Source organism: Phreatobacter aquiterrae (assembly GCF_053471285.1).
Window position 1 is genome coordinate 208,544 of record NZ_JBJPHW010000001.1, and the last position, 25,824, is coordinate 234,367.

General features: G+C 67.9%; 21 protein-coding genes. 8 read left to right on the forward strand and 13 right to left on the reverse strand.

Annotated elements, in window-relative coordinates:
• Nucleotides 1-9 precede the first annotated feature (9 nt).
• Entirely contained in the window at nucleotides 10-1,971 is a 1,962-nt protein-coding gene (locus ACJ4V0_RS00980) for a TRAP transporter permease (RefSeq protein WP_448297673.1), read from the forward strand.
• Nucleotides 1,968-3,083 carry an enolase C-terminal domain-like protein gene (locus tag ACJ4V0_RS00985; protein WP_448297674.1) on the forward strand — a complete coding sequence of 372 codons (1,116 nt, stop codon included), beginning with the start codon at nucleotides 1,968-1,970 and terminating at the stop codon, nucleotides 3,081-3,083. Before ACJ4V0_RS00980 ends, ACJ4V0_RS00985 begins: the two co-directional genes overlap by 4 nt.
• Before the next feature lie 145 nt (nucleotides 3,084-3,228).
• On the opposite strand, the gene typA is transcribed toward ACJ4V0_RS00985, so the two are convergent.
• Complete coding sequence (gene typA / locus ACJ4V0_RS00990; RefSeq protein ID WP_448297675.1) at nucleotides 3,229-5,052, reverse strand: translational GTPase TypA; 1,824 nt, start codon at nucleotides 5,050-5,052, stop codon at nucleotides 3,229-3,231.
• Nucleotides 5,053-5,635: 583 nt separating this feature from the next.
• Between typA and ACJ4V0_RS00995 the strand changes: the two genes are divergently transcribed.
• The 3 genes from ACJ4V0_RS00995 (at nucleotide 5,636) to ACJ4V0_RS01005 (ending at nucleotide 7,903) form a co-directional block, all read left to right on the forward strand.
• The gene (locus ACJ4V0_RS00995; RefSeq protein WP_448297676.1) at nucleotides 5,636-5,989 is read left to right on the forward strand and encodes a hypothetical protein; all 354 of its coding nucleotides are present in this window, start codon (nucleotides 5,636-5,638) and stop codon (nucleotides 5,987-5,989) included.
• 24 nt (nucleotides 5,990-6,013) lie between these two features.
• Entirely contained in the window at nucleotides 6,014-7,189 is a 1,176-nt protein-coding gene (locus ACJ4V0_RS01000; protein WP_448297677.1) for a cupin domain-containing protein, read from the forward strand.
• Between the two features lie 93 nt (nucleotides 7,190-7,282).
• Nucleotides 7,283-7,903: a response regulator gene (locus ACJ4V0_RS01005; RefSeq protein WP_448297678.1), complete on the forward strand. Its 621-nt coding sequence runs from the start codon at nucleotides 7,283-7,285 to the stop codon at nucleotides 7,901-7,903.
• A gap of 9 nt (nucleotides 7,904-7,912) precedes the next feature.
• On the opposite strand, the gene ACJ4V0_RS01010 is transcribed toward ACJ4V0_RS01005, so the two are convergent.
• Nucleotides 7,913-10,495, reverse strand: coding sequence for an EAL domain-containing protein (locus ACJ4V0_RS01010; RefSeq protein WP_448297679.1), 2,583 nt, complete (start codon nucleotides 10,493-10,495; stop codon nucleotides 7,913-7,915).
• Between the two features lie 192 nt (nucleotides 10,496-10,687).
• Here ACJ4V0_RS01010 and ACJ4V0_RS01015 point away from each other — a divergent pair, with 192 nt between their 5' ends.
• Complete coding sequence (locus tag ACJ4V0_RS01015) at nucleotides 10,688-10,828, forward strand: hypothetical protein (protein WP_448297680.1); 141 nt, start codon at nucleotides 10,688-10,690, stop codon at nucleotides 10,826-10,828.
• 13 nt (nucleotides 10,829-10,841) lie between these two features.
• Here ACJ4V0_RS01015 and ilvA read toward each other — a convergent pair whose 3' ends face one another.
• The 3 genes from ilvA to relB all read right to left on the reverse strand — a co-directional run bounded on the left by ilvA (nucleotide 10,842) and on the right by relB (nucleotide 15,123).
• Nucleotides 10,842-12,353 (reverse strand): threonine ammonia-lyase, biosynthetic, encoded by a 1,512-nt coding sequence (gene ilvA, locus ACJ4V0_RS01020; RefSeq protein WP_448297681.1) that lies wholly within the window; start codon nucleotides 12,351-12,353, stop codon nucleotides 10,842-10,844.
• A gap of 124 nt (nucleotides 12,354-12,477) precedes the next feature.
• Nucleotides 12,478-14,433 (reverse strand): S8 family peptidase, encoded by a 1,956-nt coding sequence (locus ACJ4V0_RS01025; RefSeq protein WP_448297682.1) that lies wholly within the window; start codon nucleotides 14,431-14,433, stop codon nucleotides 12,478-12,480.
• A 114-nt stretch (nucleotides 14,434-14,547) separates the two neighbouring features.
• Nucleotides 14,548-15,123 carry a type II toxin-antitoxin system RelB family anti-toxin gene (gene relB, locus ACJ4V0_RS01030; RefSeq protein WP_448297683.1) on the reverse strand — a complete coding sequence of 192 codons (576 nt, stop codon included), beginning with the start codon at nucleotides 15,121-15,123 and terminating at the stop codon, nucleotides 14,548-14,550.
• Between the two features lie 129 nt (nucleotides 15,124-15,252).
• Here relB and gabT point away from each other — a divergent pair, with 129 nt between their 5' ends.
• Both gabT and ACJ4V0_RS01040 read left to right on the forward strand, forming a co-directional pair.
• Nucleotides 15,253-16,539 carry a 4-aminobutyrate--2-oxoglutarate transaminase gene (gene gabT / locus ACJ4V0_RS01035; RefSeq protein ID WP_448297684.1) on the forward strand — a complete coding sequence of 429 codons (1,287 nt, stop codon included), beginning with the start codon at nucleotides 15,253-15,255 and terminating at the stop codon, nucleotides 16,537-16,539.
• Between the two features lie 182 nt (nucleotides 16,540-16,721).
• Complete coding sequence (locus ACJ4V0_RS01040; RefSeq protein ID WP_448297685.1) at nucleotides 16,722-20,003, forward strand: PAS-domain containing protein; 3,282 nt, start codon at nucleotides 16,722-16,724, stop codon at nucleotides 20,001-20,003.
• 22 nt (nucleotides 20,004-20,025) lie between these two features.
• Here the strand turns inward: ACJ4V0_RS01040 and ACJ4V0_RS01045 are convergent, their stop codons facing one another.
• From ACJ4V0_RS01045 to ACJ4V0_RS01080, 8 genes are all read right to left on the reverse strand, one after another.
• Nucleotides 20,026-20,661 carry a flavin reductase family protein gene (locus ACJ4V0_RS01045; RefSeq protein WP_448297686.1) on the reverse strand — a complete coding sequence of 212 codons (636 nt, stop codon included), beginning with the start codon at nucleotides 20,659-20,661 and terminating at the stop codon, nucleotides 20,026-20,028.
• A gap of 16 nt (nucleotides 20,662-20,677) precedes the next feature.
• Nucleotides 20,678-21,106 (reverse strand): copper chaperone PCu(A)C, encoded by a 429-nt coding sequence (locus tag ACJ4V0_RS01050; protein WP_448297687.1) that lies wholly within the window; start codon nucleotides 21,104-21,106, stop codon nucleotides 20,678-20,680.
• Nucleotides 21,107-21,111: 5 nt separating this feature from the next.
• On the reverse strand, nucleotides 21,112-21,648 hold the full coding sequence (locus tag ACJ4V0_RS01055; protein WP_448297688.1) for a copper chaperone PCu(A)C: 537 nt from the start codon (nucleotides 21,646-21,648) through the stop codon (nucleotides 21,112-21,114).
• A 40-nt stretch (nucleotides 21,649-21,688) separates the two neighbouring features.
• Nucleotides 21,689-22,033, reverse strand: coding sequence for a hypothetical protein (locus ACJ4V0_RS01060; RefSeq protein WP_448297689.1), 345 nt, complete (start codon nucleotides 22,031-22,033; stop codon nucleotides 21,689-21,691).
• A gap of 75 nt (nucleotides 22,034-22,108) precedes the next feature.
• Nucleotides 22,109-22,786, reverse strand: a complete 678-nt coding sequence (locus ACJ4V0_RS01065) for a DUF2155 domain-containing protein (protein WP_448297690.1) — start codon at nucleotides 22,784-22,786, stop codon at nucleotides 22,109-22,111.
• Between the two features lie 133 nt (nucleotides 22,787-22,919).
• Nucleotides 22,920-23,327 carry an NADH:ubiquinone oxidoreductase subunit NDUFA12 gene (locus ACJ4V0_RS01070; RefSeq protein ID WP_448297691.1) on the reverse strand — a complete coding sequence of 136 codons (408 nt, stop codon included), beginning with the start codon at nucleotides 23,325-23,327 and terminating at the stop codon, nucleotides 22,920-22,922.
• A gap of 141 nt (nucleotides 23,328-23,468) precedes the next feature.
• Nucleotides 23,469-24,485, reverse strand: coding sequence for a DUF2076 domain-containing protein (locus tag ACJ4V0_RS01075; RefSeq protein WP_448297692.1), 1,017 nt, complete (start codon nucleotides 24,483-24,485; stop codon nucleotides 23,469-23,471).
• A 239-nt stretch (nucleotides 24,486-24,724) separates the two neighbouring features.
• Nucleotides 24,725-25,609, reverse strand: a complete 885-nt coding sequence (locus tag ACJ4V0_RS01080; protein WP_448297693.1) for a TorF family putative porin — start codon at nucleotides 25,607-25,609, stop codon at nucleotides 24,725-24,727.
• Between the last annotated feature and the right edge of the window lie 215 nt (nucleotides 25,610-25,824).

Below are 25,824 nucleotides of genomic sequence, written 5' to 3' on the forward strand. Positions count from 1 at the left end.
GTTGAGCCGATGCGCGAGCTGAGAGGTCCAGTCTTCTGGCTGGCGGCGGCTGTTGCCGTGACCGCTTCGGTCTTCCACCTGTGGACCGGCGGCTTCGGCTTTCTGGAGCCGCGCGAGCAGCGCTCCGTTCACCTGCTGCTGCTCCTGCCGCTGGCCTTCATCCTCTACCCGGCGACAGGGGCCTCGCCCAAGCACAGGCCGAGCCTCCTTGACGGGGTTCTCTCGGCGCTTGCGGTCCTCCCGAGCCTCTACTCCTTCGCCTGCGCCAATGGTGGGCCCTACTGCGCCTCCATCATCAACCTGCGCTTCGAGACGGTGGACCCCGTTTTCCCGGTCGAACTGGCCGGCGGCGTGCTCGCCATCGTCCTCGTCATCGAGGCGCTGCGGCGCGCCGTGGCCCCGGCCCTCGCGGGCCTCGTCTCGATCGGCATGGTCTATCTCTTCGTCACCGAATACATGCCGGGGATCCTGCATTTCCGCGACATTCCCGCGAGCCAGATCATCGAGACGATGTATCTGTTCAACTCCATCGGGGTCTATGGCTCGATCACCGGCATCTCGGCGACGATGGTGGCCATGTTCATCATCTTCGGCGCCTTCATCGAGGGCTCCGGTGTCGGGCGACTGTTCCACAATCTCGGCATGGCGACGGCCGGCCGGCAGGCAGGCGGCCCCGCCAAGGTCGCGGTCTTCTCCTCCGGTCTCTTCGGCACGATCTCGGGCTCGTCGGTGGCCAATGTCTTCACCACCGGCTCCTTCACCATTCCCGCCATGATCCGCAACGGTTATCGCCCCGCCTTCGCCGCGGGAACGGAGGCGGCATCCTCCGTCGGCGGCCAGATCATGCCGCCGGTGATGGGGGCGGGCGCCTTCGTGATGGCCGAGATCACCAACATTCCCTACCAGACGATCGCGCTGGCGGCGCTCGCCGGCTCGATCCTCTACTTCTTCATGATCATGGTGAGCGTGCATCTGGAGGCGCGGAAACTGCGGCTCGCCGGCTGCGACCCTTCCGAGATCCCGACCTGGGGCGAGGTGCTGCGCGACGTCCATCTGCTGATTCCCGTCTTCGTCATGATCGGCGCGATGATCGGCGGCTATTCCCCGTCCTTCGCCGCCTTCTGGGGCGTGGTCGCCGTCTGGCCCGCCTCGCTCCTCAGGCGCCACACCTGGCTCGGGCCGGTCGACATCCTGCGCATGCTGGCGGCGGGTGGCCGCAACATGGTGGTGGTGGCGCTCGCCTGCGCCGGCGCCGGCATGTTCGTCGCCTGCCTGACGGTGACCGGCATGGTCATATCGTTCTCGACCGTCGTCACCAGCCTCGCGGGATCGAGCCTCTACATGGCTGGTTTCCTGGTGGCGATCACGGTGCTGATCCTCGGCATGGGCGTGCCGACGACCGCCGCCTACATCATCGGCGCGGCCATCGGCGCACCGATCCTCCAGCAGTTCGGCGTGCCGGCGCTCGCCTCGCACATGTTCGTCTTCTATTTCTCGATCCTCGCGGATGCGACGCCGCCCGTCTCGGTCGCGTCCTATGCGGCGGCCTCCATTGCGCGCTGCAGTCCGATGGCGGCCGGCGTCGTCGCCTTCCGGCTGGCGAGCGCCGGCTTCCTGATCGGCTTTTCCTACCTGCACTCCAACTCGCTGCTGATGCAGGACACGTGGCACGAGTTCGTCAGCGAGTTCGTGGTCAACGCCATCGGCCTGACCATCGTCGCCGCCGGCTTCTTCGGCTTCTTCCGGGCGCCTCTGCCCATGGTGGCCCGGGTTCCGCTCGTCGCGATCGGCATCGCTCTGGTGCTGGTCGATGCGGTCAGTGCCTGGTGGCGGCTCGCCCTCGCCATCCTCGTCTGCCTCGCCCTCTACCTCGTCCAGAAGGCCGCCGCCGGGCGGGAAGACGTCATCCTCGCCGATCAGGCCGCAGTGCGCGCCGAGGCGCGGGTCGCCAGGGAAGCATCGACGCCATGATCATCGACCGCATGCAGGTCCGGCTCACCCGCTGGCCGCTGAAGATGACCCGCAAGCATGGCGTCGGCGACGTCGCCGACGCGCTGCCGGGCGTCGTCATCTCGCTCCACACCAGGGACGGCCTCACCGGCTGGGGCGAGGCGGCGCCGTGGTCGGTCTTTTCCGGCACGGCGGAGGCGGCGGTTTCCGCCCTCAACGTCTATCTGCGCCCCCTCGTCATCGGCCGCTCGGCAAAGGATCTCGCGCCTATCATGGCCGAGGCCGACCGCACCCTCGTCGGACATCCCGAGGCGAAGATGGCGCTCGACATGGCGCTGCACGATCTCGTCGGGCAGGCGGCGGGCATCAGCGTCGCCGAACTCCTCGGCGGCGTGTTCCGGGAGAGCATCCCGCTCTCGGTCTCCATCGCCAATCCGGACTTCGATGCCGACCTCGACTTCGCCCGCTCCCGTCTCGCCGAGGGCATCCGCCTGTTCAAGGTGAAGACCGGCTTCTCCACCCATGCCGAGGACATGCGCCGGCTGGAGCGTCTCGCCGCTATCCTGCCCGCCGACGCCTCGCTGCGCATCGACTACAACCAGGGCCTTGCAGCCGTCGACGCCATCCGGACCCTGCGCGACGTCGAGGCCTTCCGCCCCGCCTTCATCGAGCAGCCGGTGGCGCGTGATCGGCGCGATGCCATGGCCGAGATCCCGCGAGCCATCGACACGCCGATCCTTGCGGACGAGAGCGTCTTCTCGCCGGAGGAGGCGGTGGACTGCGCCCGCGCCCGCTTCGCCGACGCCATCTCGATCAAGCTGATGAAGGCGGGATCCTTCGCCAAGGGCAAGGCGATCGCCGCCATCGCGTCGGCGGCGGGCATGCCCTGCTACGGCGGCACCATGTACGAGGCCGGCATCGCGCTCACCGCCGGCATCCACTTCGCCGCCTCGACGCCTGCCATGACGCTCGGCGCCGAGTACTACACCTCGGCCTTCGTTCTGGGCACGGAAATCCTCAAGGAGCCCGTCCGGCTGGAGGCGGGCGCGTCCTGGCTGCCGGAGGGATCGGGCCTCGGCATCTTCGTCGATGAGGCGGCGCTGAAGGAGGCGACGGTGGAGGCGAGGGGGTAGCCCTGCAATTTCGAAGGAGGCATTCGGCTGTCGCAGGGCGAAATAACGAAACCTGCAGCACCCCCCGCACTTCGATCAGCCCCCGAAACAATCATGCCCGGCACAGTGCCGGGCACGAGGATAGCGGATCAGGGGTCGATGGCCCTCAGGCCACCGCTTCCTTCGACTTCTCGGCGCGCTTGCGCTCGTTCGGGTCGAGATGCGTCTTGCGGACGCGGATGGACTTCGGCGTAACCTCGACCAGTTCGTCGTCCTGGATCCAGGCCAGCGCCTTCTCCAGCGTCATGCGGATCGGCGGGGTGAGGCGCACCGCCTCGTCCTTCGAGGTCGTGCGGATGTTGGTGAGCTTCTTGCCCTTCAGCACGTTCACTTCGAGGTCGTTGTCGCGGTTGTGGATGCCGATGATCATGCCGCGATAGACCTTCACGCCCGGGTCGATGATCATCGGGCCGCGGTCCTCGAGGTTCCACATGGCGTAGGCGACGCTCTCGCCGATGTCGTTGGAGATCAGCACGCCGTTGATGCGGCTCGGGATTTCGCCCTTGTGGGGCTCATAGGCCTTGAACAGGCGGTTCATGATCGCCGTGCCGCGCGTGTCGGTGAGGAGCTCCGACTGATAGCCGATGAGGCCGCGGGTGGGGGCGTGGAAGACGAGGCGCAGGCGGTTGCCGCCGGATGGCTTCATCTCGACCATCTCGGCGCGGCGCTCGCTCATCTTCTGCACGACGACGCCCGAATGCTCCTCGTCGACGTCGATGAGGACCTCCTCGACCGGCTCCAGAATCTCGCCATTCTCGCCCTTCTGGAACACGACGCGCGGACGCGACACGGCGAGCTCGAAGCCCTCGCGGCGCATGGTCTCGATGAGGATGGCGAGCTGCAACTCGCCGCGGCCGGAAACGAAGAACGTGTCCTTGTCCGCACTCTCCTCGATCTTCAGCGTGACGTTGCCCTCGGCCTCCTTGAACAGGCGGTCCCGGATCATGCGGCTCGTGACCTTGTCGCCCTCGGTGCCGGCGAGCGGGCTGTCATTGACGATGAAGCCCATCATGACGGTCGGCGGGTCGATCGGCTGGGCCTGGATCGGGGTCTCGACGGACGGGTCGCAGAAGGTGTCGGCGACGGAGCCCTTCGACAGGCCGGCAATGGCGACGATGTCGCCAGCGATGCCCTCGTCGATCGGCTGGCGCTCGATACCGCGGAAGGCGAGGATCTTCGACACGCGGCCGGTCTCGACCACCGTGCCGTCGCGGGAGAGAACCTTGATCGACTGGTTCGGCTTCACCGTGCCGGACGAGATGCGCCCGGTGATCATGCGGCCGAGGAAGGGGTTGGCCTCGAGCAGCGTGCCGAGCATGCGGAACGGGCCGTCGCCGACATCGGGCTCGGGAACATGGCGCAGGACGAGGTCGAACAGGGGCGCGAGGCCCTGATCGATCGGGCCTTCCGGCTTTTCGGCCATCCAGCCCTCGCGTCCCGAGCCGTAGAGGATCGGGAAGTCGAGCTGCTCGTCGCTGGCGTCGAGAGCGGCGAAGAGGTCGAAGACCTCGTTGATGACCTCGATATGCCGGGCGTCCGGACGGTCGATCTTGTTGATGGCGACGATCGGCTTCAGGCCGATCTTCAGCGCCTTGCCGACCACGAACTTGGTCTGCGGCATGGGGCCCTCGGCGGCGTCGACCAGCACGATGGCGCCGTCCACCATGGACAGGATGCGCTCCACCTCGCCGCCGAAGTCGGCGTGGCCGGGCGTGTCGACGATGTTGATGCGCGTGTCCTTCCAGACGACCGAGGTCGCCTTGGCGAGGATGGTGATGCCGCGCTCCTTTTCGAGATCATTGGAGTCCATGACGCGTTCGGCGACGCGCTGGTTATCGCGGAACGAACCCGACTGCTGGAGCAGCTTGTCGACGAGAGTGGTCTTGCCATGGTCGACGTGGGCGATGATGGCGATATTGCGCATAGACATGGGGGCGGGCGTCCGGTCAGGCCAATACGAAAAAGCGGGCTCCGTCGTAAGGCGGCCCGCGTGAACTCTGTTGCGGTGCATTATAGGAGCGGGGCTCCCGGCGCAACGAAAACCGACGGCGGCGGTCGGCACCGGGGTCGACGCCGGCAAGTCTCGCAAACTGCGAGACCCTCGCGGATTGCACGGGCCATTTGGCGGGGGGCCTCCGCGCCTCCGTACCGGGTTGTCGATATGTCGCGCCGTCGCGCGCATCGACCCCCAACATCTTGTGTCGTGGGGGCTCTCGGCCCGCTGGCATCGCCTGTGCAACAGGGATGATGACCCGGCATCAGGTTTTGCGTCGCCGGTTCACTGGCTCGGACGGGAGGGGACCGCAATCTGCGACCCCTTGAACGTGGTCCCCTCCCCTCCACTCCGGGCCTCCCCGCGCTTCCCACGATTGCGAAGCTGCCGATCGCCAGCGGGCGATGACCTCCCTCTACGTCAAAACACTATTGGCGACGCTGTCGTCTTGTGCATGATTACGTCCTTGGAACCATTCGAAGCTGGACCGTTCATGTCCGGACGAGGGGAGGACAGATCAATGACCGACGCACCGCGCGACGTGCCCGCCGTTGACGATCCGAAGGCCGACACCGAGTCGAAGCCGCTCGACCGGCGCCTGTTCTTCTTCCGGACCCTGGCCGGCGCCGCTACCCTGGCGGTTCCCGCGGTGATGGCGACCTCGCAGCCGGCGGAGGCCCAGCGCCTGCGCGTCACCGACAGTGATCCCTATGACCGTGAGGGCCGCGGGCGCGGCCGCTTCGTGCGCCGTCGTGGAACCGACAACGATCCCTACGACGATCCGGGTCGCGGCCGCGTGCGCGTGTACCGACGCCCGGTCCGGATCACCGACAACGATCCGCGCGATCCGCGGGGGCGGGGGCGCGGCTGGTAAACCGGGTTCACGGGTTCCGCCGTCATGACGCTGGCCGCAAACGCCTTTTCGCTCGCCTTCGGCAACATGACCGTGCCGGAGGTTTTCGATCTGCGCGAGGGCTGCAAGGCGCGCCATTTCGAGGTCGGTGACGCGACGCGCTTCTCGAAGGTACTGTCGGTGGCCCATCTCGACGCCTTCCTGCGGACCGACGGCGCGCAGACGCCGCGCATCGCCATGGCGGACAGTTCCCGCAACGGCAGTGCGGCGGTCCCGGACGATCTCTTCACGACGGAGGATGGCCGCGTCGATCCGGTCCGCCTCTTCCGCCTCTTCGATGGCGGCGCGACGCTCGTCGTCTCGCAGTTCCACGAGTTCCATCCGCCGCTGGCCGACTTCTGCCGCGGGCTGGAGAAGGCGTTCCTGCACGCGGTGCAGGCGAACATCTATCTGACGCCGCCCGGCGCCCAGGGCTTCCGTACGCATTTCGACACCCACGACGTGCTGGTCCTGCAGGTCTCGGGGTCGAAGAAATGGCGCGTCTGGGGCGACATGCTGCTGCCCCACGCCACCCGCAACACACCGTGGGACGGGGCGCTTCACCGGGCCGACCCCGCCGGCGCGCGCGACCTCACGCTTCAGGCCGGCGACGTGCTCTACGTGCCGCGCGGCGTCGCCCATGACGCCTCGGTGCAGGAGGGCGGCGAGCCGTCCCTGCACATCACCGTCGGCCTCCTGGAGCCGAGCTGGGCCGATGCACTGAAGGCCGCCATCGACCAGATGGAACCGCGCCTGCCGAGCCTGCGCCAGTCCTTCCGCACCTGGCGCATCGGCGATCCGGCCGTCCGTGAGGGGCTGGTCGCGGCCGCCCGCGAAAGGCTCGAGTCGCTGGCCAACGAGGAGGCGCTGGACATGGTTGCGCTGCAGTTCCTGCAGCAGCTCTCCACCGACCGCATGACCATGTCGGGTCGCGGTCTGGTGACGCCGCCGCCCGGACCGGACGACAGGCTGATCCTGACCGACGCGGTACATCATCATGTCGTGCCGGTGGGCGAGGGGGCGGAACTGCGCTGGGCCGGCCCGTCCGAGCCGCTGACGTCGGTCGAACTCGGCTGGCTCGAGCGGCTGAGCGAAGGGGCGACGCCCGGCTCCCTCGGCGGCGAAGCGGCTCTGGCCTTCTGTCGGCGGTTCGTCGCCCTCGGACTGCTCGAGCGCGCCTGACGCGCGGCGCACGCCTCTTCCCCGCGCACTTAGCCCTTCGTTAAGGAGGTGCGTGGCATCTGGGGCGGGTTGTATGACGTAAGGTCATGTCGCGTGTTGAAGCGTAATCCCGTCGATCTTCACCGGCCCGCCCGCACGACCATTCTCGTCGCGGACGAACAGGCGTTCTCGCGCAGCCTCATCCGCTCGGCCGTGGCGGGGATGGGGCGTGTCCTGGAGTGCCGGACCGGTTTCGATGCCATCGAGGCGGCCGAGCAGCAGCGGCCAAGCCTCATCATCCTCGACCTCAACCTGACCGGGCTCGACGGCGTCGAGGTCACGCAGTTCCTGCGCCGCGCCGGCGGCGGGCTACAGTACACGCCGATCATCATGATCGCCGGCCAGCCGACGCGCACATCCGTGGTCGGAGCATTGACGGCCGGCGTCCATGAGTACATCGCCCGTCCCTTCAGCATGAAAACGGTGCGCTCGCGCGTCGAGGCGGTGGTGACCGCCCCGCGTCCGTTCGTCAGGACGCGCGTCTATTTCGGCCCTGTGCCGCGGGCCAAGACCATCCGGCAGGAGGTGCTGGGCAGGGTCGGCGATGGTTCGCTCGCCAGCATGATCTGCGGCGTCCATCATGCCGACGCCAACGACGTGGCCTGTCCGCTCGGCGTCAGTTGCCTTTGCCGGGCCTATATCAGTCCGTCGATGAAGGATGTCGTCGAACTCTAGGCTCGCCCGTCACGCAACATGGGCGATGGGAGAGAGCGTCACGTCACGTTCGGTCAGCCATCGTTCGAGTTCCGGCGCGGTCAGGGCCGGTGCGAACAGAAAGCCCTGCATGACGTGACAGTCGAGCGCCTGCAGGAAGCGATGCTGCGGCTCCGTCTCGACGCCTTCGGCAACCACGGTCAGACCGAGGCTCTGGCCGATGCGGATGACCGCCGAGGCGACCGCTCGCGCGTTCTTGTCGTTCTGGAGATCGCGCACGAAGCTCCGGTCGAGTTTGATTTCCTCGATGGGCAGCGTCGAGATCGAGGACAGGCTCGAATAGCCCGTGCCGAAATCGTCCAGCGAGAGGCGCACCCCGAGATGGGCGACAGCCTCCACCGTCGCCCTTGTTCCGGGGCAACTGTCCATCATAACGCCCTCGGTGATCTCGAGGGTCAGGGCATCGGCGGACAACCCGGAGCACTCAAGGGCCACGGTAACGAGCTCGGGCAGCCGCGGGTTGCGGAAGTGGAGCGGCGAAAGATTGACCGAAACCGTCGGAATGGCGACGCCGCGCGCCTGCCAGTCGGCCATCTGGCGGCAGGCCTCGCTGATCGCCCATTCGCCGACCGCCTCGATCAGACCGGTTTCCTCGGCGAGAGCGATGAACTTGCCCGGCGGTACCTCGCCGAAGCGCGGATGCGTCCAGCGGGCGAGCGCCTCCACCCCGTGCAGGCCGCCGTCCTCGCCCCGGATCTGCGGCTGGTAGCGCAGCGCCAGATGGCCGAGGCCGAGGGATTCCTTCAGCGCGGCCCCCATGACCAGCCGCTCCTGGACCTGACGGTTCATCTCCGGGCTGAAGAAGCGATAGGAGCCGCGCCCCGCGTTCTTGGCCTCGTACATGGCCGTGTCGGCGTGCTTGAGCAATTCCTCGCGATTGGCGCTGTCGCCGGGGAACAGGCTGATGCCGATACTCGCCGAGGCGGACAGCGTCATGTGCTCCAGTTCCATGGGTGCCGCCAGGCTGCGCACAACCCGCTCGGCGACGCCCGCCGCCTGGTCGGCGTCGAGATCCTCCAGCACCATCACGAACTCGTCGCCGCCGAGACGGCTGACGACGTCATGCGGCCCGGCTTGCTCCTTCAGACGCCGGGCGATCTCGATCAGCAGGGCATCGCCGGCGGAATGGCCGAGCGAATCGTTGACGTCCTTGAAGCTGTCGACGTCGAGGAAGAGCAAGGCGAGGCTGGAGGCCTCGCCCGCGCCCACGCGCGCGATGGCCTCCTCGACATGTTCGGTCAGGCGGGTGCGGTTCGGCAGGCCCGTCAGCGTGTCGAAATAGGCGAGGCGGGCGATATGCGCCTTGGCTTCATGCCGCTCGATGGCGAGTGCGCAGAGATGCACACAGGCCTCGACCAGCCGCTCATGCCAGGTGCTCGGTCCGCGCTTCTCCCGGAAATAGAAGGCGAAGGTGCCTGCGACGCGGCCATCCTTCAGCTTGATGGGGCTGGACCAGCACGCCTTCAGCCCGAGCGGCAGCGGTAGGTCCCTGTAGGAGGCCCAGAGCGGGTCGGTCTCGATGTCCTCCACCAGCACCGGTTCGCCACGCCATGCGGCGGTACCACAGGAGCCGACATCGGGGCCGATGGGAATGCCGTCGATCGCCTCGCCATAGGCTTCCGGCACGCTCGGGCCTGCGAGCGGCCTCAACCGCCCTTCGTGGTCGACCCTGATGATGGTGCAGATCACCCCCGGGGCGATCGCCTCCACCTCCTGGCAGATCAGCCGCGCCACATCGGGAAGGTCGTCGTCCCGCGCGACCGCCTCGAGGATGCGTTGCTGCAGGACCTGCGTCTGGCGCGTTTCGGTGATGTTGGAAATGACGCAGACCGCGTTGCGCAGCTTGCCGTGCTCGTCGAAGACGGGGTTGACCGTCGCCGAGATCCAGATCTCGCGTCCGCCCTTGTCGTAGCCGATGAGTTCGATGGTGACGCTGCGATCGCCCTGCGACAGGCGCGCCAGGGCCCGGAGGGTCTTGGGGTCGGTATGCTGACCGGCGAGCAGGACGGAGGGAATGCGACCGATCAGTTCGTCGCGGGAATAGCCGAACATCTCCATGAAGGATCGGTTGCAGTAGACGATCTTCTGCTGCCGGTCGGTGATGAGGACGGCACGATCCGTCTCGTTGGCGACGAGGGAGAGGAGGTAGAGCTCCTCGCGCCGCTTCACATCCTCCGTCACGTCCTTGACGAAGGCGGCATAAAAGACGCGGTCGCCGATCGCGGTGCGGGAGAGGGAGAGGGCGCCCCAGACCTGCGAGCCGTCGGGCCGCGTGATGGCGACTTCCACGGTGCGGCCCACCAGGCGGTCTTCACCGCCCGCCCGGTTGCGCGCAATCTGCGCGACATGCTGCGAGCGGTGGCTCTCAGGGACCAGAATGCCGACATTCCGGCCCATGACCTCGGCCTCGGTCATGCCCCACAGGCGCTCGGCGGCGGCATTGAACAGCACGATCCGGTCTTCGTGATCGATGATCACGACCCCGTCGATGGCCTGGGCGATGATCGGGCCGAAGACCCCGACCTCGGAGACGAGTGAATCGCCTTCCTGCACCGAACGCTGTCCTACTCTGCAACTGCCAGGATCCGGATGCGGACCGGGGCAGCAGCCTAGTGCAGAATTCGTGGTGACTTCGTAAACAACGCGCGATTGGCGAACGAAAGTCTAAGATTTTGTGCGAAGTTCTTGGAGGGGACGACGAATAGACGGCCTGATGCGCGAAGGACAGTGCAGCGGGACATAGTCTTGTATCAGCCTTCGGACATATCGGCGGAAGCGATCGCCGCCGCGCGCTCGGCGAATGCGCAAGGCCGGCTGCCGATCGAGAGCCGTGTCGCCGGCGGGATTTCGGCCTGGCAGAGGGCCGGCATGCCCGTGGTGCGCTGAGGACCCGGATGGATCACCCGAGAAAGGCCCTGTAGGCGGGGTTCTCGGTCTCCTCCCAGTAGGGATAGCCGAGATCGTCGAGCCGCTTTTTCAACTGGCAGTGGTCGGCGGGCGGAACCTGGATGCCGGCCAGCACGCGACCATAGTCGGCGCCGTGGTTGCGGTAGTGGAACAACGAGATGTTCCAGCCCTCCGACAGGGAAGTGAGAAACTTCAGCAGCGCGCCCGGCCGCTCAGGGAACTGGAAGCGGAAGATGCGCTCGCCCTCCATGCCGTGCGTCTTGCCGCCGACCATGTAGCGCACGTGCAGCTTGGCGAGTTCGTTGTCGCTCATGTCGAGCACGGGATAGCCGTGTTGGCCGAGCAGGGCGAGGATCTGCCGCTTCTCCTCGCCGCCTGAATCGAGATGGACGCCGACGAAAATCTCGGCGCGCTCGGGATCGGCGTAGCGGTAGTTGAATTCGGTGATGGCGCGCTTGCCGAGAAGCTGGATGAAGCGGCGGTAGCTGCCGGGCTCTTCGGGGATCGTCACCGACAGCAGCGCCTCGCGCTTCTCACCCAGTTCCGCCCGCTCGGCGATGTGGCGCAGCCGGTCGAAGTTCATGTTGGCGCCGCTGTTGATCGCGATCAGCGCCCCGCCATTGCCCTCGCCGCGCTCGACATAGGCCTTGAGCCCGGCAAGGCTCACCGCGCCGGAGGGTTCGGCGATGGCGCGGGTATCCTCGAAGATGTCCTTCACCGCGGCGCAGATCTCGTCGGTGCTGACCGTGATGACCCCGTCGAGCAGGTCCTTGCACAGACGGAAGGTCTCTTCTCCCGCCTGCCTGACCGCGACGCCGTCGGCGAAGAGCCCGACCTGGTTCAGGATCACGCGAGAGCCCGCGGCGATCGCATCCGCCATGGAGGCGGCATCGTCCGGCTCGACGCCGAACACCTTCACGTCGGGCCGCAGGAACTTGACGAAGACCGCGACCCCGGCGGCGAGCCCGCCGCCGCCGATGGGCACGAAGATGGCGTCGATGGGGTCCGGGTGCTGGCGCAGGATCTCCATGCCCACCGTGCCCTGGCCGGCGATCACGTCCGGGTCGTCATAGGGGTGGATGAAGGTCTGGCCCTTCTCGGCCTCGATCTGCCGGGCATGGGCATAAGCCTCGTCGAAGTTCTCTCCGTGCAGCACCACTTTGCCGCCGCGGCTTTTCACCGCCTGCACCTTGATGTCGGGTGTCGTCTTCGGCATCACGATGGTGGCCTTGACGCCGAGTTTCTGCGCGGCGAGCGCGACCCCCTGCGCATGGTTGCCGGCCGAGGCGCAGATGACACCGCGGTCCAGGGCCTCTTTCGGCAGGCTCACCATCTTGTTGTAGGCGCCGCGCAGCTTGAACGAGAAGACCGGCTGCAGGTCCTCGCGCTTCAGGCGGACCGCCGCGCCAAGCCGCTGTGCCAGCCGTGGCATGGCGTCCAGCGGGCTCTCGATGGCGACGTCATAGACGCGCGCGGAGAGGATGTTCCGGATGTAGTCCTGCATGGCCGATCGGTCCCGTCACGCCGCCCTGACGCGAGGAACGGCGGCCGCGCCGCGATACGGCGGCGCGACCTGCTCCTAGCGTGCCCCGGGTGCCGAGGGAACCGCGCTTTGCGCCATTCAGACCTCAGCGCGGCGTGACGCTGGCCGGTGCGGGAACGGCCGGAGCGGCAGGCTGTGGCTGCGCATCGGCGCGCGGCGCCTCGCTGCCCGGCGCGGTGGCCATGGCGGGCGGGGCTTCGTGGCGCGGCAGTTCGGCGGTCAGCGCGCGGACAGGGTCAGCGACACCGGCGCCGAGGCGCGGGTCGGGAATGCCGCCCTGGCGCGCCGTTGCCTGCAACAGCCGGCGCAGCGCGGCAGGATCGGCGTCCGGGTGGCGCTCGAGGATCAGGGCGACGATGCCGCTGACATGGGCCGCCGCCACGGAGGTGCCCGAGGAGATCTGGTAGCCGCCGCGCGGGGCTGGCAGGATGATCTCGACGCCCGGTGCGGCCACGGCGACATGGTCGCCCTGGGTTGCCGCATCGAACAGGCGTCCCTCCTTGTCGGTCGCGGTCACGGCGATGACGTTGGGATCGGCCGCCGGGAAGGAGATGGGGGCATTTGGACCGCCATTGCCCATGGCCGCGACCATGGCGATGCGACGGTCGGCCGCCACCTGGATGGCGCGGGCGATCATCGGATCGCGCGGGCCGGCAAAGCTCATGTTGATGACCCGGGCACCGTTGCGGATGGCCCAGTCCATCGCCTTGACGATATGGAAGCTGGTGCCGGTGGACCCCTGGGTCTGACCCGGAGCGAAGGCGCGCACCGCGAGGATCTCCGCGCCCGGCGAGACGCCGAGCAACTGCCGCTGGGAGGCGATGGCGCCGACCATGCCGGTGCCGTGCTCATGGGCGCGGAACTGGCCGCCGACCGCGTCGAAGCTCTGGGTGACGCGGCCCGCGAGTTCCGGATGGTTGGCATCGACGCCGGAATCGATCACCGCGATGGAAATGCGCTGGCCGCGCGCGATCTGGTGCGCTTCCGACAGGCGCAGCGCATCCACGACATATTGCAGCCGCTGGTCGCCCTGCGCCCGCATGGCGTTCGCCGACTGCAGCTTCACCCGGAATTCCGGCCGCTCGAACACGTAGTTCGGCTGGATATAGGCAAAGCCCACCGCCTGCTGCATCGCACGGATGGCGGCCGGCACGGTCTGGCGGTTCGGCACGCGGTAGCGGTGCATCACCGCGCCGACGACCTCGGCCGTCTCGCGCTGGAGGAGGCGGAGCTGGAAGCGGCGCTCCACCTGGCGGATGGCGGCCTGCGGCGCGTCCGGCGCCATGATGAACAGCACTTCGCCGGCGACGAAGCGGCGCTCCTCGGCAGGGGGAAGGCCCGGCGGCTCACTGGCAGCGGCGGTGCGGTCATTGGCGCGCGCCTGCTCGATGATGGAGAGGATGGCTGGCACGGCGACCGCTGCGACGGCGGCGCCGATGAGCGCGTTGCGGCCGCCGCCGCCACCGCCGAAACCTCCGCCGCCGGGAAGGCCGGGGGGGAGGATACCGCCGCCGCCCGGAATGCCGGGAATGCCACCGCCGCCGACAGCGGCGCCGATCATCGGAGCAATGACGCCGAGCGCGGCGGCTGCGCCGGCTGCATTGCCCTGGTCGGGCTGGGCCTGCTGCTGGCGCCGGTCGCGCGGATTGCCGCGCCGCGCATTGGCGCGGGATGGCTGCTGCTGCGGCGCGGCCTGGGCCGGAATGCCGCCGCCGATCAGCGGGGCGAGGACGCCAAGGCCGCCAAGCGCGCCCGGCAGACCGCCCTGCTGGGCTTCCGGCGCCCCCTGCTGGCCGCGGCGGGTCGCCCGCGGTGCGCTCGATGTCGGCTGTCCACGCCGCGGCGTGGCCGCTCCCGGCCGGCGGGCCTCGCCGCCGCGGGCGCCCGCACCCTGGCCGCCACCGAGGGCGCGCAGACCTGCGCCGATGTCGAACTGCGCCAAGGCCGGACGGACATCGAGGATCGACAGCGTGCCACCCGCCAGGATCACGGCGAGAATTCCGGCGAGAGAGCGGCTGGCAAGGCTTCGGCTGGCGGCCATGGGAAACCCGTTGTTGCGTTGCGGCAGCCTGCCGTAGGGCGCGCGTGTTTCCAAGGCGCGCCGCATTGAGGCCTGAAATGTTGCGTCGGGAAGCCAGGAGGTAGGCGGCTGCCGCTACAGGTAGGGTGGCGCGCAGGCGCTCACCACCTCGCAGACCTCGTCGCCGACATTGCGGAAGCGGTGGGGAATGCGGCTGTCGAACAGATAGGCCTCGCCGGCCGTCAGGACGCGGACCTCCGCTCCCACCGTCACCTCCAGCCGCCCGGACAGCACGACGCCGCCCTCGCGGGAGGCGTGGGACAGCATGGCCTCGCCGGTGTCGGCGCCGGGCTCGTAGCGTTCATGCAGGATCTGGAGGTTGTTCGCGCGGGCATCGCCCACCTGGCGGAACACGATCCGCCCTTCGCCGCGCATCATCGCGCCGGGAAGGATCGACGTCAGGTCGACGAGTTCGCCGGCCTCGAAGAAGACCTTGTCCTCCGCCGGCCTCGCCGGTGTGAAGAAATCGACGAAGCTGATCCCCAGACCCTCGAGGACCTTGCGCAGCGATGCCACCGAGGGGCTGGACTTGTTCTGCTCGATGGTCGCGATGAGCCCGTGCGGAACGCCGGCGCGTGTGGCAAGCTCGCGCTGCGACAGACCGGCCTTCTGCCGGATTTCCCTCAAGCGGCCGCCAACGTCGAAGTCCATGTCGTCCTGTCCGGGCGATCCCTGTCACGCCCAACATAGTTGCCTTGCATTTTCCCGTCTGCTCAAAATTTTGAGCAGACGATACTCATCGCCCATCCATTCGTCGGATGCGACCCGAGGAGACCCGCCATGTCGAAGAACACAGTCCTTGCGACCCGTCAGCACGCGGCCGTTCCGCGCGGCGTCGCCACCAAGGGCATCTATGCCACCCGCGCTGAGAACGCGACGCTGTGGGATGCAGACGGCAAGGAGTACATCGACTTCGCGGCCGGCATCGCCGTGGTCAATACCGGCCACCGCCACCCGGCGATCATCCAGGCTGTGAAGGATCAGCTCGACTCCTTCACCCATACCAGCTTCAACGTCGCGCCCTACGAGAGCTACATCGCGCTCGCCGAGCGCCTGAACACGCTGACCCCCGGCGAGCATGCCAAGAAGACGATGCTGGTCACCACCGGCGTCGAAGCGGTCGAGAACGCGGTCAAGGCGGCGCGCCACTTCACCGGCCGTTCCGCCATCGTCGCCTTCTCCGGCGCCTTCCATGGCCGCACGATGATGGGCATGGCGCTGACCGGCAAGGTGAACCCTTACAAGAAGGGCTTCGGCCCGATGCCGAACGACGTGTTCCACGTCACCTTCCCGAAGACCTATCACGGCCTGGACACGGCGGCCGCCATGGCCAACCTCAAGCAGCTCTTTGCCTCCGACGTCGAGCCCGAGCGCGTCGCCGCCATCATCGTCGAGCCGGTCCAGGGCGAGGGCGGCTTCTACGTCGCGCCCTTCGACTTCCTGCGCGAACTGCGCACCATCTGCGACCGGCACGGCATCCTGCTCATCGTCGACGAGATCCAGACCGGCATCGCCCGCACGGGCCGCATGTTCGCGATGGAGCACGCCGGAGTCGTTCCGGACCTCGTCACCATGGCTAAGGGTCTTGGCGGCGGTTTCCCGCTCTCGGCGGTGACCGGCCGCGCCGACGTGATGGATTCGGCCCAGATCGGCGGCCTCGGCGGCACCTATGCCGGCTCGCCGGTCGCGGTGGCGGCGGCCCATGCCGTTCTCGACGTGATCGAGAAGGAGGACCTCTGCGCCCGCGCCGCGAAGATCGGCGACATGATGCAGTCGCGCCTGAAGGACATGGCCAAGCGCAATACCTTCACCTGCATCGGCGACGTGCGCGGCCTCGGCATGATGGTGGCCTTCGAACTGGTCAAGGATCGCGAGACGCGCGAGCCGGACGCGGCCCTCACCAGCGCCCTCATCGCCAAGGCCGAGGAAAACGGCCTGATCCTGCTGTCCTGCGGCCCCGACGCCAACGTCATCCGCCTGCTCGCCCCGCTCACCATCCCCGAGGAGCAGGTGAAGAAGGGTCTCGACATCATCGAGCAATCGCTGGCGGCCGTGGTCGCGGCCTGACGGCGTCGGTCCCGTGCGAGGATGTCCGGGCGGCCCAACGGGCGGCCCGGACGGATGGCGGGAGCCTTGCCGCGGTTATTCCGGCCTGATTTGGCGCTGCCGCGCGGTGTCTCTCCCGGCAATTAACGAGTTATTCTTGTCATCCGGGCAATCTGTGGGCGAAGAGCCATGGAGAGCTTCGGGTGAGGGTGGCGCGCAGCGATGCCGTGATCGCGCAGAGCGACGTGCCGGGCGACCGGCGCGACGCGAGTGTCGATTTCAGGGACATCGTGCTGGATTCTGTTCCACACGGCTTCTGCGTCTTCGACGCCGATCTGACCATCCGTCTGTCCAACCGCCGCATGCGCGACCTGTTCGGTATGCCGGAGAGCGTCACGCACGTCGGCGCCTCGATGTACGGTCTCCTCAAGTACAGCTTCGAACAGGGCAGGCTCGACGGCATGAGCCTCGAGGACGCCTGGCAGGAGCGGCTCCTGCGCCTTGCCGCCGGCAAGCCGTTCTCCCGCGTCGAGCGCTTCTCCGACGGCCGCGTGGTGTCCATCGCCTACCAGCCGGCACCGGACGGCGGCTGGGTGGCGATCCATCAGGACATCACGGCGCAGCAGCGCCTCGAGGACGAATTGCGGGCGCAGGCGACCGTCTTCAGGCAGGCACTGGAGAACATGTCCCACGCCCTCGCCGTCTTCGACGCATCGCAGCGGCTCGTGGTTTTCAACAACCGCTACATCACGATGTACAACTACGACCCGGCGGTGGTGCGACCGGGCGCCCATCTCCATCAGATCCTTGCGTGTGGCCTGGAACGCGGAGTTTACACCGGCGTCACGCTGGAACAGCTCATCGAGGAATCGCGCCGGACCGTTGCCGCGGGCAAGGAAGTGGTGCGCAGGCGCCGCCTGCTCGACGGACGCTGGATCCGGACGCGCTCCCGTCCAACCCCGGAAGGCGGCTGGGTCTTCACCTCCGAGGATGTCACCGATCGCGAGCGGGCGGTTCAGGCCTTGAACGAGCAGCATCAGCGCTTCGATGCGGCGCTCAACGCCATGCCGCAGGCGCTGTGCATGTTCGACGCCGACCAGAGGCTGATCGTCCGCAACGACAACTACCTCACCCTTTTTCGCGCCGACCCTAATGTGGTGAAGCCAGGCATCACGCTGCTCGGCATCTTCGAACACGGCGTCCGGATCGGAAACTATCCCGGAATGACGGCGCAGGAACTGACCGATCGCCGGATGAAGGCCGTCGCCGAATCCTGCGGCCGCACCTACGATCAGCCGATGGCCGACGGCCGCACGATTTCCGTCTCCATCGAGACCATGGAGGGCGGCGGCTGGCTCGGCATGTTCGAGGACGTCACCGATCTGCGCCGCGCCGACCGGGAGCGTGCCGAGGCGATCATGGCGATCCAGGAGCAGAACATGCTGCTGGACGCGACGCTGGAAAGCATGGCGCAGGGGCTCTGCGTCTTCGATTCCGACCTGCGCATCGTCGTCCGGAACCGGCGCTATCTGGAGCATTTCGGACTCGGTGAGGACGATGCCAGACCGGGCATGCGCGCGCTCGACGTCATCGCCAAGAGCGTCGGCGATGGTGTCCATATTCCCGGCAAGGACGCCGAGGCCGTATTCGAGGAATTCAGGAACGGCCTGTCGAGCGCTCAGGACATGGTCCTACACCGCCACCTCGGCAACGGCCGCATCCTCGCCATGCGCTCGCGGCCCATGGCCAATGGCGCCTGGGTCGTCACCTATGACGACATCACCGACCGCGAAAAGGCGGCGGCCGAGTTGCGCGAGCAGCACCGCCGCTTCGACGCCGCGCTCAATAACATGGCGCACGGCCTCTGCATGCTCGACGAGGACCTCAACCTCATCGTCTGCAACCGCCGCTATCTCGACATGTACGGCCTGTCACCCGAGGTGGTGAGGCCCGGCGTGTCGATGCGAACAATTGTCGAGCACAGCATCGAGGTCGGCAACTACGCCAAGGCGACGCCCGCCGAACTGGTCGAGAGCTATCTCGACAGGCTGCGTAAGGGCGAATTCCTGTCGCACCGGCAGCTTTCGGACGGGCGCATCTTCAAGGTTCTCTATCACCCGATGCCGCACGGCGGGTGGGTTGCGGTGCATGAGGACGTCACCGAGCGCCGCAAGGCCGAGCAGCATATCGCCCATCTGGCGCATCACGATTCCCTGACCGGACTGCCCAACCGCGCCCTGTTCCACCAGCGCATGACCGAGGGGCTGGATGAGGTCGCGCGCTCCGGCGAGCCGATGGCGCTGCTGTGCCTCGATCTCGATCACTTCAAGAGCATCAACGACACGCTCGGCCATCCGGTCGGTGACGCGCTGCTCGGGATCGTCGCCCGACGCCTGCAGGCGGCGGTCGAGGGACACGGAACCGTGGCGCGGCTCGGCGGCGACGAGTTCGCCATCCTGCTGCACGGCGCCGGCTCAGCCCGCGCGGAGGAACTGGCCCGGCGCCTTGTCCGCCTGATGTCCGATCCCTTCGTCGTGGAGGGGCACCTGATCAACTCCGGCATCAGCATCGGCATCGCTCTCGCACCACAAGACGCGAAGGGCGGCGATCATTTGATGAAATGCGCCGACCTCGCGCTCTACCGGGCAAAGTTCGAGGGGCGCGCCATGTTCCGCTTCTTCGAACCCGACATGAGCCTCAAGCTCGAGGCCCGCCGCGCGCTGGAGCTGGATCTGCGCACGGCGCTGCAGGCGGACGAGTTCCACCTCGTCTTCCAGCCGCAGGTCGGCAGCCGCGACCTGCGGCTGCTCGGCTTCGAGACCCTGCTGCGCTGGAACCGCCCTGGCCATGGTCTGGTGTCGCCATGCGAGTTCATTCCGCTGGCGGAGGAAACCGGCCTCATCATCGCGCTCGGGGAATGGGTTCTCGCCAGGGCTTGCGCCGCGGCGACGCACTGGCCGGAATCCGTTCAGGTTGCCGTCAATCTCTCGCCGGTCCAGTTCAAGGACCGCTCCCTGGTCGCCGTCGTCCGCCGTGCGCTGAGGGAGACAGGCCTGTCCGCCAACCGCCTTGAACTCGAGATCACCGAGGCTGTACTGCTGCAGAACGACGACCTGACGATCACCATGCTGCATGAACTGCGGAGCATGGGCGTGCGCATCGCCATGGACGATTTCGGCATCGGCTACTCGTCGCTGAGCTACCTGCGCAGCTTCCCGTTCGACAAGATCAAGATCGACCGGTCGTTCATCGCCGATATCGACACCAATCGCGACAATGCCGCCATCGTCCGCGCCATGGCGGATCTCGGCGCCAGCCTTCGCATCGAGACGACTGCCGAAGGTATCGAGACGGCCGAGCAACTGGCCGTGGCCCGCAATTGCGGCTGCACACAGGTGCAGGGCTATCTCGTCAGTCCGCCGCGCCAGGAGGATGACGTCGCCGAGCTCATCACCCGTCTGCGGGCCGGCGAGTCCCTGGTCTGAAGCCCCGCGGCGCCGGAGCCTGTCACCCCTCGGTCTGGCTTGCGGCCCAGGTCGCGTAGTCGAGCCGGTCGAGGGAGAAGACGTCGCGCTGGCGGGAATAGGAATTGCCGAACAGCCTGCCGACGGGCTGGTAGCGGGCAATATCGACGTTGAAGCGCTCATCCATCACGTCCTCGCGGACATGGACATGCGTGACCTTTCCGATCAGCAACTCGCGCTGCGGGCCGAAGGCGAGGGAAAGTTCGCGAACGCATTCCAGCGCCGCCGGGGCCTCGGCGATGCGCGGCGTCCGGATGGTGGTCGAGGGGGCGGTCGTGAGGCCCGCGGAGGCAACCTCGGAGATCTCCGCGGGGAAGTCCGTGGCGCAGAGATTCATGGCGTCGGCGAGGGCCTCGTCGACCATGTTGACCACGAACTCGCCATGCGCCGCGATGTTGCGCGTCGTGTCCTTGGGCCCGTGATCGGCCTTGTGCTGAAGGCCGAGGACGATCAGCGGCGGCGCTTCCGAGAAAACATTGAAGAACGAGAAGGGCGCGGCATTGACCGCGCCGCCCGGCCCGAGGCTGGAGACGAGCGCGATGGGCCGCGGAATGACCAGCGAGCAGAGGATCTTGTAGACGCGGTCGTCAGGCAGGTCCGCGAGGCTGATGGAGCGCATGGGGGTCCTTGGGGCTTCAGCTTGAATAGGGCGCGCGTTCGACCCAGACCTCGACCTCCTTCGCGCCGTTGCGCTCGAAGACGAGGGTCAGCGGGAATCTGTCGCGGATGCGCAGCGGTCGACGCAGGCCGGTGAGCAGCAGGTGCGGGCCGTCGGTGCGCATGCCGATGGGCCTGCGCGGCACGAGATCCCAGCGCGCGACCGCGGGGCCGGCTGCGACGGGCCGGAACTCCACCGCATCGGCCACGGGTGTCGTCGCGCCGACGAGCGCGTCGGGGCGATCCTGCACCACGGCCAGCGGCATGAAGGCCCGCGTGCTGCTGGCTTCAGCGGGCAGGCACCAGGCGTGGCCGATCATGATGTCGCGGTGGCGATAGGAATGGGCGAGGACCGGACCCGCGGCGCATGCCGCGGGCAGGGCGATGAAGGTGCGGCGCGTGAGCATCGAGCTCAGTGCCTCGGGGCGCCGTGGCCGCCGGTTCCGGACGGACCGGGCGCGCCGACGGGGGCGACGTCGTAGCTGATCTCCACGGTGCCGGCCTTCTGGAAGACGAGCGTGCCGCGCGCCGGCGCGCCGGTGCGGACAGGCTGGCTCAGGTCCATGAACATCATGTGGTATCCGCCGGGCCGCAGTTGCACCGATCCGCCGGCCGGAATCTCGATACCGCCACGCATTTCGCGCATGCGCATCGTGCCGTCGATCACCGCCATCTCGTGGACCTCGACGCGCGGGGCGTGCGGGAAGGTGCCGCCCACCAGGCGATCGGCTTCGGTGCCGGTGTTGCGGACGGTCATGAAGCCGCCGGCAACCTTCGCACCGCCGGGCGTTGCCCGGGTCCAGGGGGCTTCGATGACAATGGCGCCGACCCGGAAGGTCGCCACCTGGCTGCCGGCGCGGTGCTGTTGAGGGGTGCCGTGGTGCTGGGCAATCGCGCCCGAGGCAGGAACGAGTGCGGCTGCGGCCGCGAGAAAACTACGTCGGTTCATGGTGATGTCTCGATGATGTCCATAGGGAGGTGCGACGGCGTCAGGCGACGGCCGGCGGAGCCCGTGGCGCATGATCGAGATGCAAGATGTGCGTGAGGCGGGGTGCGGTCGCGACGGTCCGTGAAGTTTCGGCGAACTGGCGGAACGGAGGCAACAAGCTTGCGATGGCCGGTGGCGGCGCGGTCTCGGGGATCGCAACGGTCAGGCAATGGCTGAGGCAGTCACGGCCTTGATGCTTGTCACCCTCGCCGGGGGCAGGGACGCAGAGATCGGCGGCCGCGGAGGCCGCGGCGACGAGATGCGCCCGCGCGGCGTGCCCGATCAGGCCCTGCGCCAACAGCGTCAGGGCGAACAGCAGAGTGATGACGAGGCGCAGCTGGCGCATGGGTGGGTTCTAGGTCGACGGACCCGCCGGATCAATGCCGGATCGGTCGCGGCTGACCGCCGCGCGATGCGGTCGTCAGCGCTGCGGCGCCGCGGGGCTCTGCTGGGTCTGGCCCTGGATCACGGGTGCCGACTGCTTGCAGTCCGTCAGCCAGACGTCATAGACGGCGTGCTCGACGCCAGAAAGGCCGGGGCTGGCCGCGAACATCCAGCCGCCATAGATCCGGCGAACCTCGCCGCCGAGCGTCACCTCGTCCACCTCGACGAAGGAGGTCGTCTGCGGTGTTTCAGTGGGCGGGCGCGTGTAGCAGACGCGCGGCGTCACCTGCAGGGCGCCGAACTGCACCGTCTCGTCGATCGCCACGTCGAAGGAAATGATCCGTCCCGTGATCTTGTCGAGCCCTGAGAACACGGCCGTCGGATTGGTGATTCTCTGGCGCGGAGGCGCGATCACGGTCTCGTCCGGCGCGGGCGCCACGGTCTCGCCGGGAAGGGCGCGCCGCCGGTCGCGCGGGGCGTCCTGAGGCGAGGGGCCGGTGTCGGCCGGCGCGGCGGGTCGAGCCGCGCGCGGCGGCCGCGGCGCCGGAGATGTCTGCGGGGGCGATGCCTGCGGAGCGCCCGGTGCTCTCGGCTGGGAAGGCGGCGGCCCGAGCTGGAGCTGCGCCAGCGCGGCGAGCCCGACATTCGGCAGAAGGGCGGGACCGGCAAGTCCGAGGCCGACGAGCAGGGTGAGGATCGGAAGCTTCTGGGCCAAGGTTGCTCTTATCGTCCCTCTTGCCGGGAGCCGGTCGCTCTGCCCCTGGACCGCCGCGGAGCCATTCCGCGACGCGACCAATATCCCGGCGAAAATGGCAGAACCGTGCCGTTCCGGCGGTGTCTTGCGGGCTCTAGCGGCCGGGCGTCCAGGCCTGATAGTCACCGGTCGCCTGCGGGCGCCGGCCGGCGTTGAGGGTGGAGCCGGGCGGCCGGTAGGCGTCGGCGGTGCCGGTGCCGTTCGGGCGATGCGGCAATTGCCACGCATGGGGCTGATAGGCGGCGGCTGTCGGCGGCTCGGCGGTGCGATGGTGCATCCAGCCCCACCAGCCCGGCGGGATGGCGGACGCCTCGGCAACGCCGGCATAGACGACCCAGCGGCGTTCGTGACCGAGTGCGGGATCCTTCGCGAAGCTGGAACGGTAGTACTTGTTGCCGAACTCGTCCTCGCCCACGAAGACGCCGTGGCGCCAGATCGTGAGCTGGGTGCCGAAGGTCTGGCTGTTCCACCAGGTGAAGAACTTGAGGAAGAAGGCCTTCATCGCCTGCCTGCGCGCTTGCGGTTTCCCGGTTCATGCCACCGGCTCCCGGGAATGTCCAGCAGCGCGGTGCGCAAGCAGAAACGGCCGCCCGTGGGGCGGCCGTTCGTCATGGCGTCTTGGCGGATAAGGACCCGGCGATGATCAGATGTCGTCGCCGCCGAAGTCGTCGAAGCCGCCGTTGTCGTAGTTCGCCTCGTGGTAGGAGCCCTCGTTGCCGTAGCCCTGATCATGGGACGGCTTGTCGTAGCCCTGGTCGGCCGCGGACTTGTCATAGCCCTGGTCGTAGCCGCCCTTTTCGCCGCTGCGCTCGCCCGCCCCGCCGTCACCGCCGGTGAAGCTGTCCTGTCCGCCGGACTTCTCGGCCGACTGCTGGCCGCCGGCGGCTGTTGTCGAGGCCGGAGCCGCCGAAGCCGTTCGAGACCCGCCCATCATGCTGGAGATGGCATTGGCGGCAAGCATGCCGCCGGCAACGCCCACGGCTGCGGAGGCTGCGGTCGCGAGGAAGCCGCCACCGCCGCCGCCCTGCTGGGCGGGAGCGGCCTGCTGGCTCCACGGACCACCCTGGGGGCCGCCCATCGGACCTCCCTGCGGCCCGCCCATCGGCTGGCCGCTCCAGGGCCCGCGCTGCGGCGGAGCGCCGTAGCCACCCGGAGGGGCACCGTAACCCCCCTGCGGAGGAGCGCCGTAACCGCCCTGCGGAGGAGCGCCGTAACCACCCTGCGACGGGGCACCGTAGCCCCCCTGCGGAGGAGCGCCGTAACCCCCCTGCGGCTGGCCGAAGCCGGGCGGCGGCGCAGCCGCGGCCGGATTGAGGGGGCGCGGCGGCATCGGCGGCGGGGCTGCCGGCTTGGAACCGAAGATGCTGGACAGGAAACCGCCCTGCTGGGGCTCCGGCTGGCGCTGCAACTGTTGCTGAAGCTGCTCGACCTGGCCCTGCAGGGCGCGCATCTGGCCCTGCATCGCCTCATTCTGCTTCGACAGGTCGTTCAGCGCCTGGTCGGAGACATACATCGACTGGAGCAGCGCATAGATCGCGCCGGGCTGCTGGGCGATGCGCTCCTTGATGAAGGCATCGACCGCAGGGTCGCGCTGCTGGCTCTCGGCCGACTTCAGGCGGTCGAACAGGCCGGCGATGATATCGCGTTCCTGCTGGTTCATGGGGAAAGATCCTCCGGAAGAACGTTCGTAGCGGGTCGCCCCCGCATCGCGCCCTTCTGGCACCGTCTCGTTGCGATCTGATGTCGCGATGCGAGTTCGAACCTCAAGGCCACGAAAACATGGGATATGCCGCAGCGTTACGCCAGAGGGGGGCAGGGGGCGTGGCGGGAAGTCGCAGGGGAAAACGAAAAGGCCGGGGCGAACCCCGGCCTTGCGCAACTCTGGGTGTTTCGATCAGGTCAGCGGTAGGGCAGCTTCGACCACTGCAGGTCGACCGAGAGGGTGGCGACCACGCTGTGGCCGCACCAGTTGGATCGGCCCGAGCCCGTCAGGACCCCGCGATAGTCGCCCGTGGTGTTGAAGCAGTTCGTCGAGGACAGGTTGGTTCCGTGATAGCGCAGGTCGAGCGTCAGCCAGTCCTTGTAGGTCCACGACACACCGGCGTTCCAGTAGGCGTAGTCCTGGATGTTGAAGTTGCCGAGCCCGAAGACGGTGGTGGTTCCCAGGAAGTAGTGGCCGATGGCGCCCGAGATCGCGAAGTCGTTCGGCAGCTTGTACTTGGCGTTGGCCTCGACATAGGTGCCGGCGGCGCCGGTGCCCAGCCAGTTCGGAGCGAAGTAGACGGCCGCGCCGACGTTCAGCTGCGGGGTCACATCGTAGCCGACCTTGCCGTAGAACTCGACGAAATTGGTCCGGGCGGGCGCCCAGACGCCTGGCAGCGCGAGGCCGCCATTCTCGGCGCCAGTCGTGATGAACTGCCTCTCGTTCGGATAGAGATAGTACATCACGCCGAGATCGAAGGTCGCGTCACCCACCACAGGGCGGATACCGGCGTAGAGGTCGACCTCGCCGACGGGGCGGTTCGGCAGCTTGGTGGTCCAGAAGGCGGCGCCGGCATAGAGCCATCCGTAGCGCGCCTCGCCGTAGACGTTGATCGCCGGGCCGCGGGCCGACTGCGAGATGCCGCGGAAATTGTAGTCCGACATCAGCTTGCCGCCGAAGGCGAAGTCGAACGCCCAGGGCGCGGGAGCCGCGATAGGAGCCGGGGCAGCAACGTCGGCCGCGAAAGCCGGGGCTCCGAGCGTTGCGGCCAGAAGGCCCGTCAGGATGGTCTTGCGAAGCATCTGCGTCTCCTGCCTAGGTAGGGTTGCAACCTTGCGCGACCCCAAATCACCACATGTTCGTCACAATGACGTCACGGGGCAGGTGGGCAGGACAAGGCAAAAAACCGGGCAAGGACCGCCAAACTGCCCAAAGAAAATGCAAAAAATTCCAATGAAAAACCCCTGTTGCGTTGCTGCAACAGGGGTTTCGTTAACACTTCAGACCTTTGTCGTAG

Coding starts and splice junctions, on each gene's coding strand:
- ACJ4V0_RS00980 (WP_448297673.1), top strand. CDS start 10: ATGCGCGAGCTGAGAGGTCCAGTCTTCTGGCTGGCGGCGGCTGTTGCC.
- ACJ4V0_RS00985 (WP_448297674.1), top strand. CDS start 1,968: ATGATCATCGACCGCATGCAGGTCCGGCTCACCCGCTGGCCGCTGAAG.
- typA (WP_448297675.1), bottom strand. CDS start 5,052: ATGTCTATGCGCAATATCGCCATCATCGCCCACGTCGACCATGGCAAG.
- ACJ4V0_RS00995 (WP_448297676.1), top strand. CDS start 5,636: ATGACCGACGCACCGCGCGACGTGCCCGCCGTTGACGATCCGAAGGCC.
- ACJ4V0_RS01000 (WP_448297677.1), top strand. CDS start 6,014: ATGACGCTGGCCGCAAACGCCTTTTCGCTCGCCTTCGGCAACATGACC.
- ilvA (WP_448297681.1), bottom strand. CDS start 12,353: ATGCAGGACTACATCCGGAACATCCTCTCCGCGCGCGTCTATGACGTC.
- ACJ4V0_RS01025 (WP_448297682.1), bottom strand. CDS start 14,433: ATGGCCGCCAGCCGAAGCCTTGCCAGCCGCTCTCTCGCCGGAATTCTC.
- relB (WP_448297683.1), bottom strand. CDS start 15,123: ATGGACTTCGACGTTGGCGGCCGCTTGAGGGAAATCCGGCAGAAGGCC.
- gabT (WP_448297684.1), top strand. CDS start 15,253: ATGTCGAAGAACACAGTCCTTGCGACCCGTCAGCACGCGGCCGTTCCG.
- ACJ4V0_RS01045 (WP_448297686.1), bottom strand. CDS start 20,661: ATGCGCTCCATCAGCCTCGCGGACCTGCCTGACGACCGCGTCTACAAG.
- ACJ4V0_RS01050 (WP_448297687.1), bottom strand. CDS start 21,106: ATGCTCACGCGCCGCACCTTCATCGCCCTGCCCGCGGCATGCGCCGCG.
- ACJ4V0_RS01055 (WP_448297688.1), bottom strand. CDS start 21,648: ATGAACCGACGTAGTTTTCTCGCGGCCGCAGCCGCACTCGTTCCTGCC.
- ACJ4V0_RS01060 (WP_448297689.1), bottom strand. CDS start 22,033: ATGCGCCAGCTGCGCCTCGTCATCACTCTGCTGTTCGCCCTGACGCTG.
- ACJ4V0_RS01070 (WP_448297691.1), bottom strand. CDS start 23,327: ATGAAGGCCTTCTTCCTCAAGTTCTTCACCTGGTGGAACAGCCAGACC.
- ACJ4V0_RS01075 (WP_448297692.1), bottom strand. CDS start 24,485: ATGAACCAGCAGGAACGCGATATCATCGCCGGCCTGTTCGACCGCCTG.
- ACJ4V0_RS01080 (WP_448297693.1), bottom strand. CDS start 25,609: ATGCTTCGCAAGACCATCCTGACGGGCCTTCTGGCCGCAACGCTCGGA.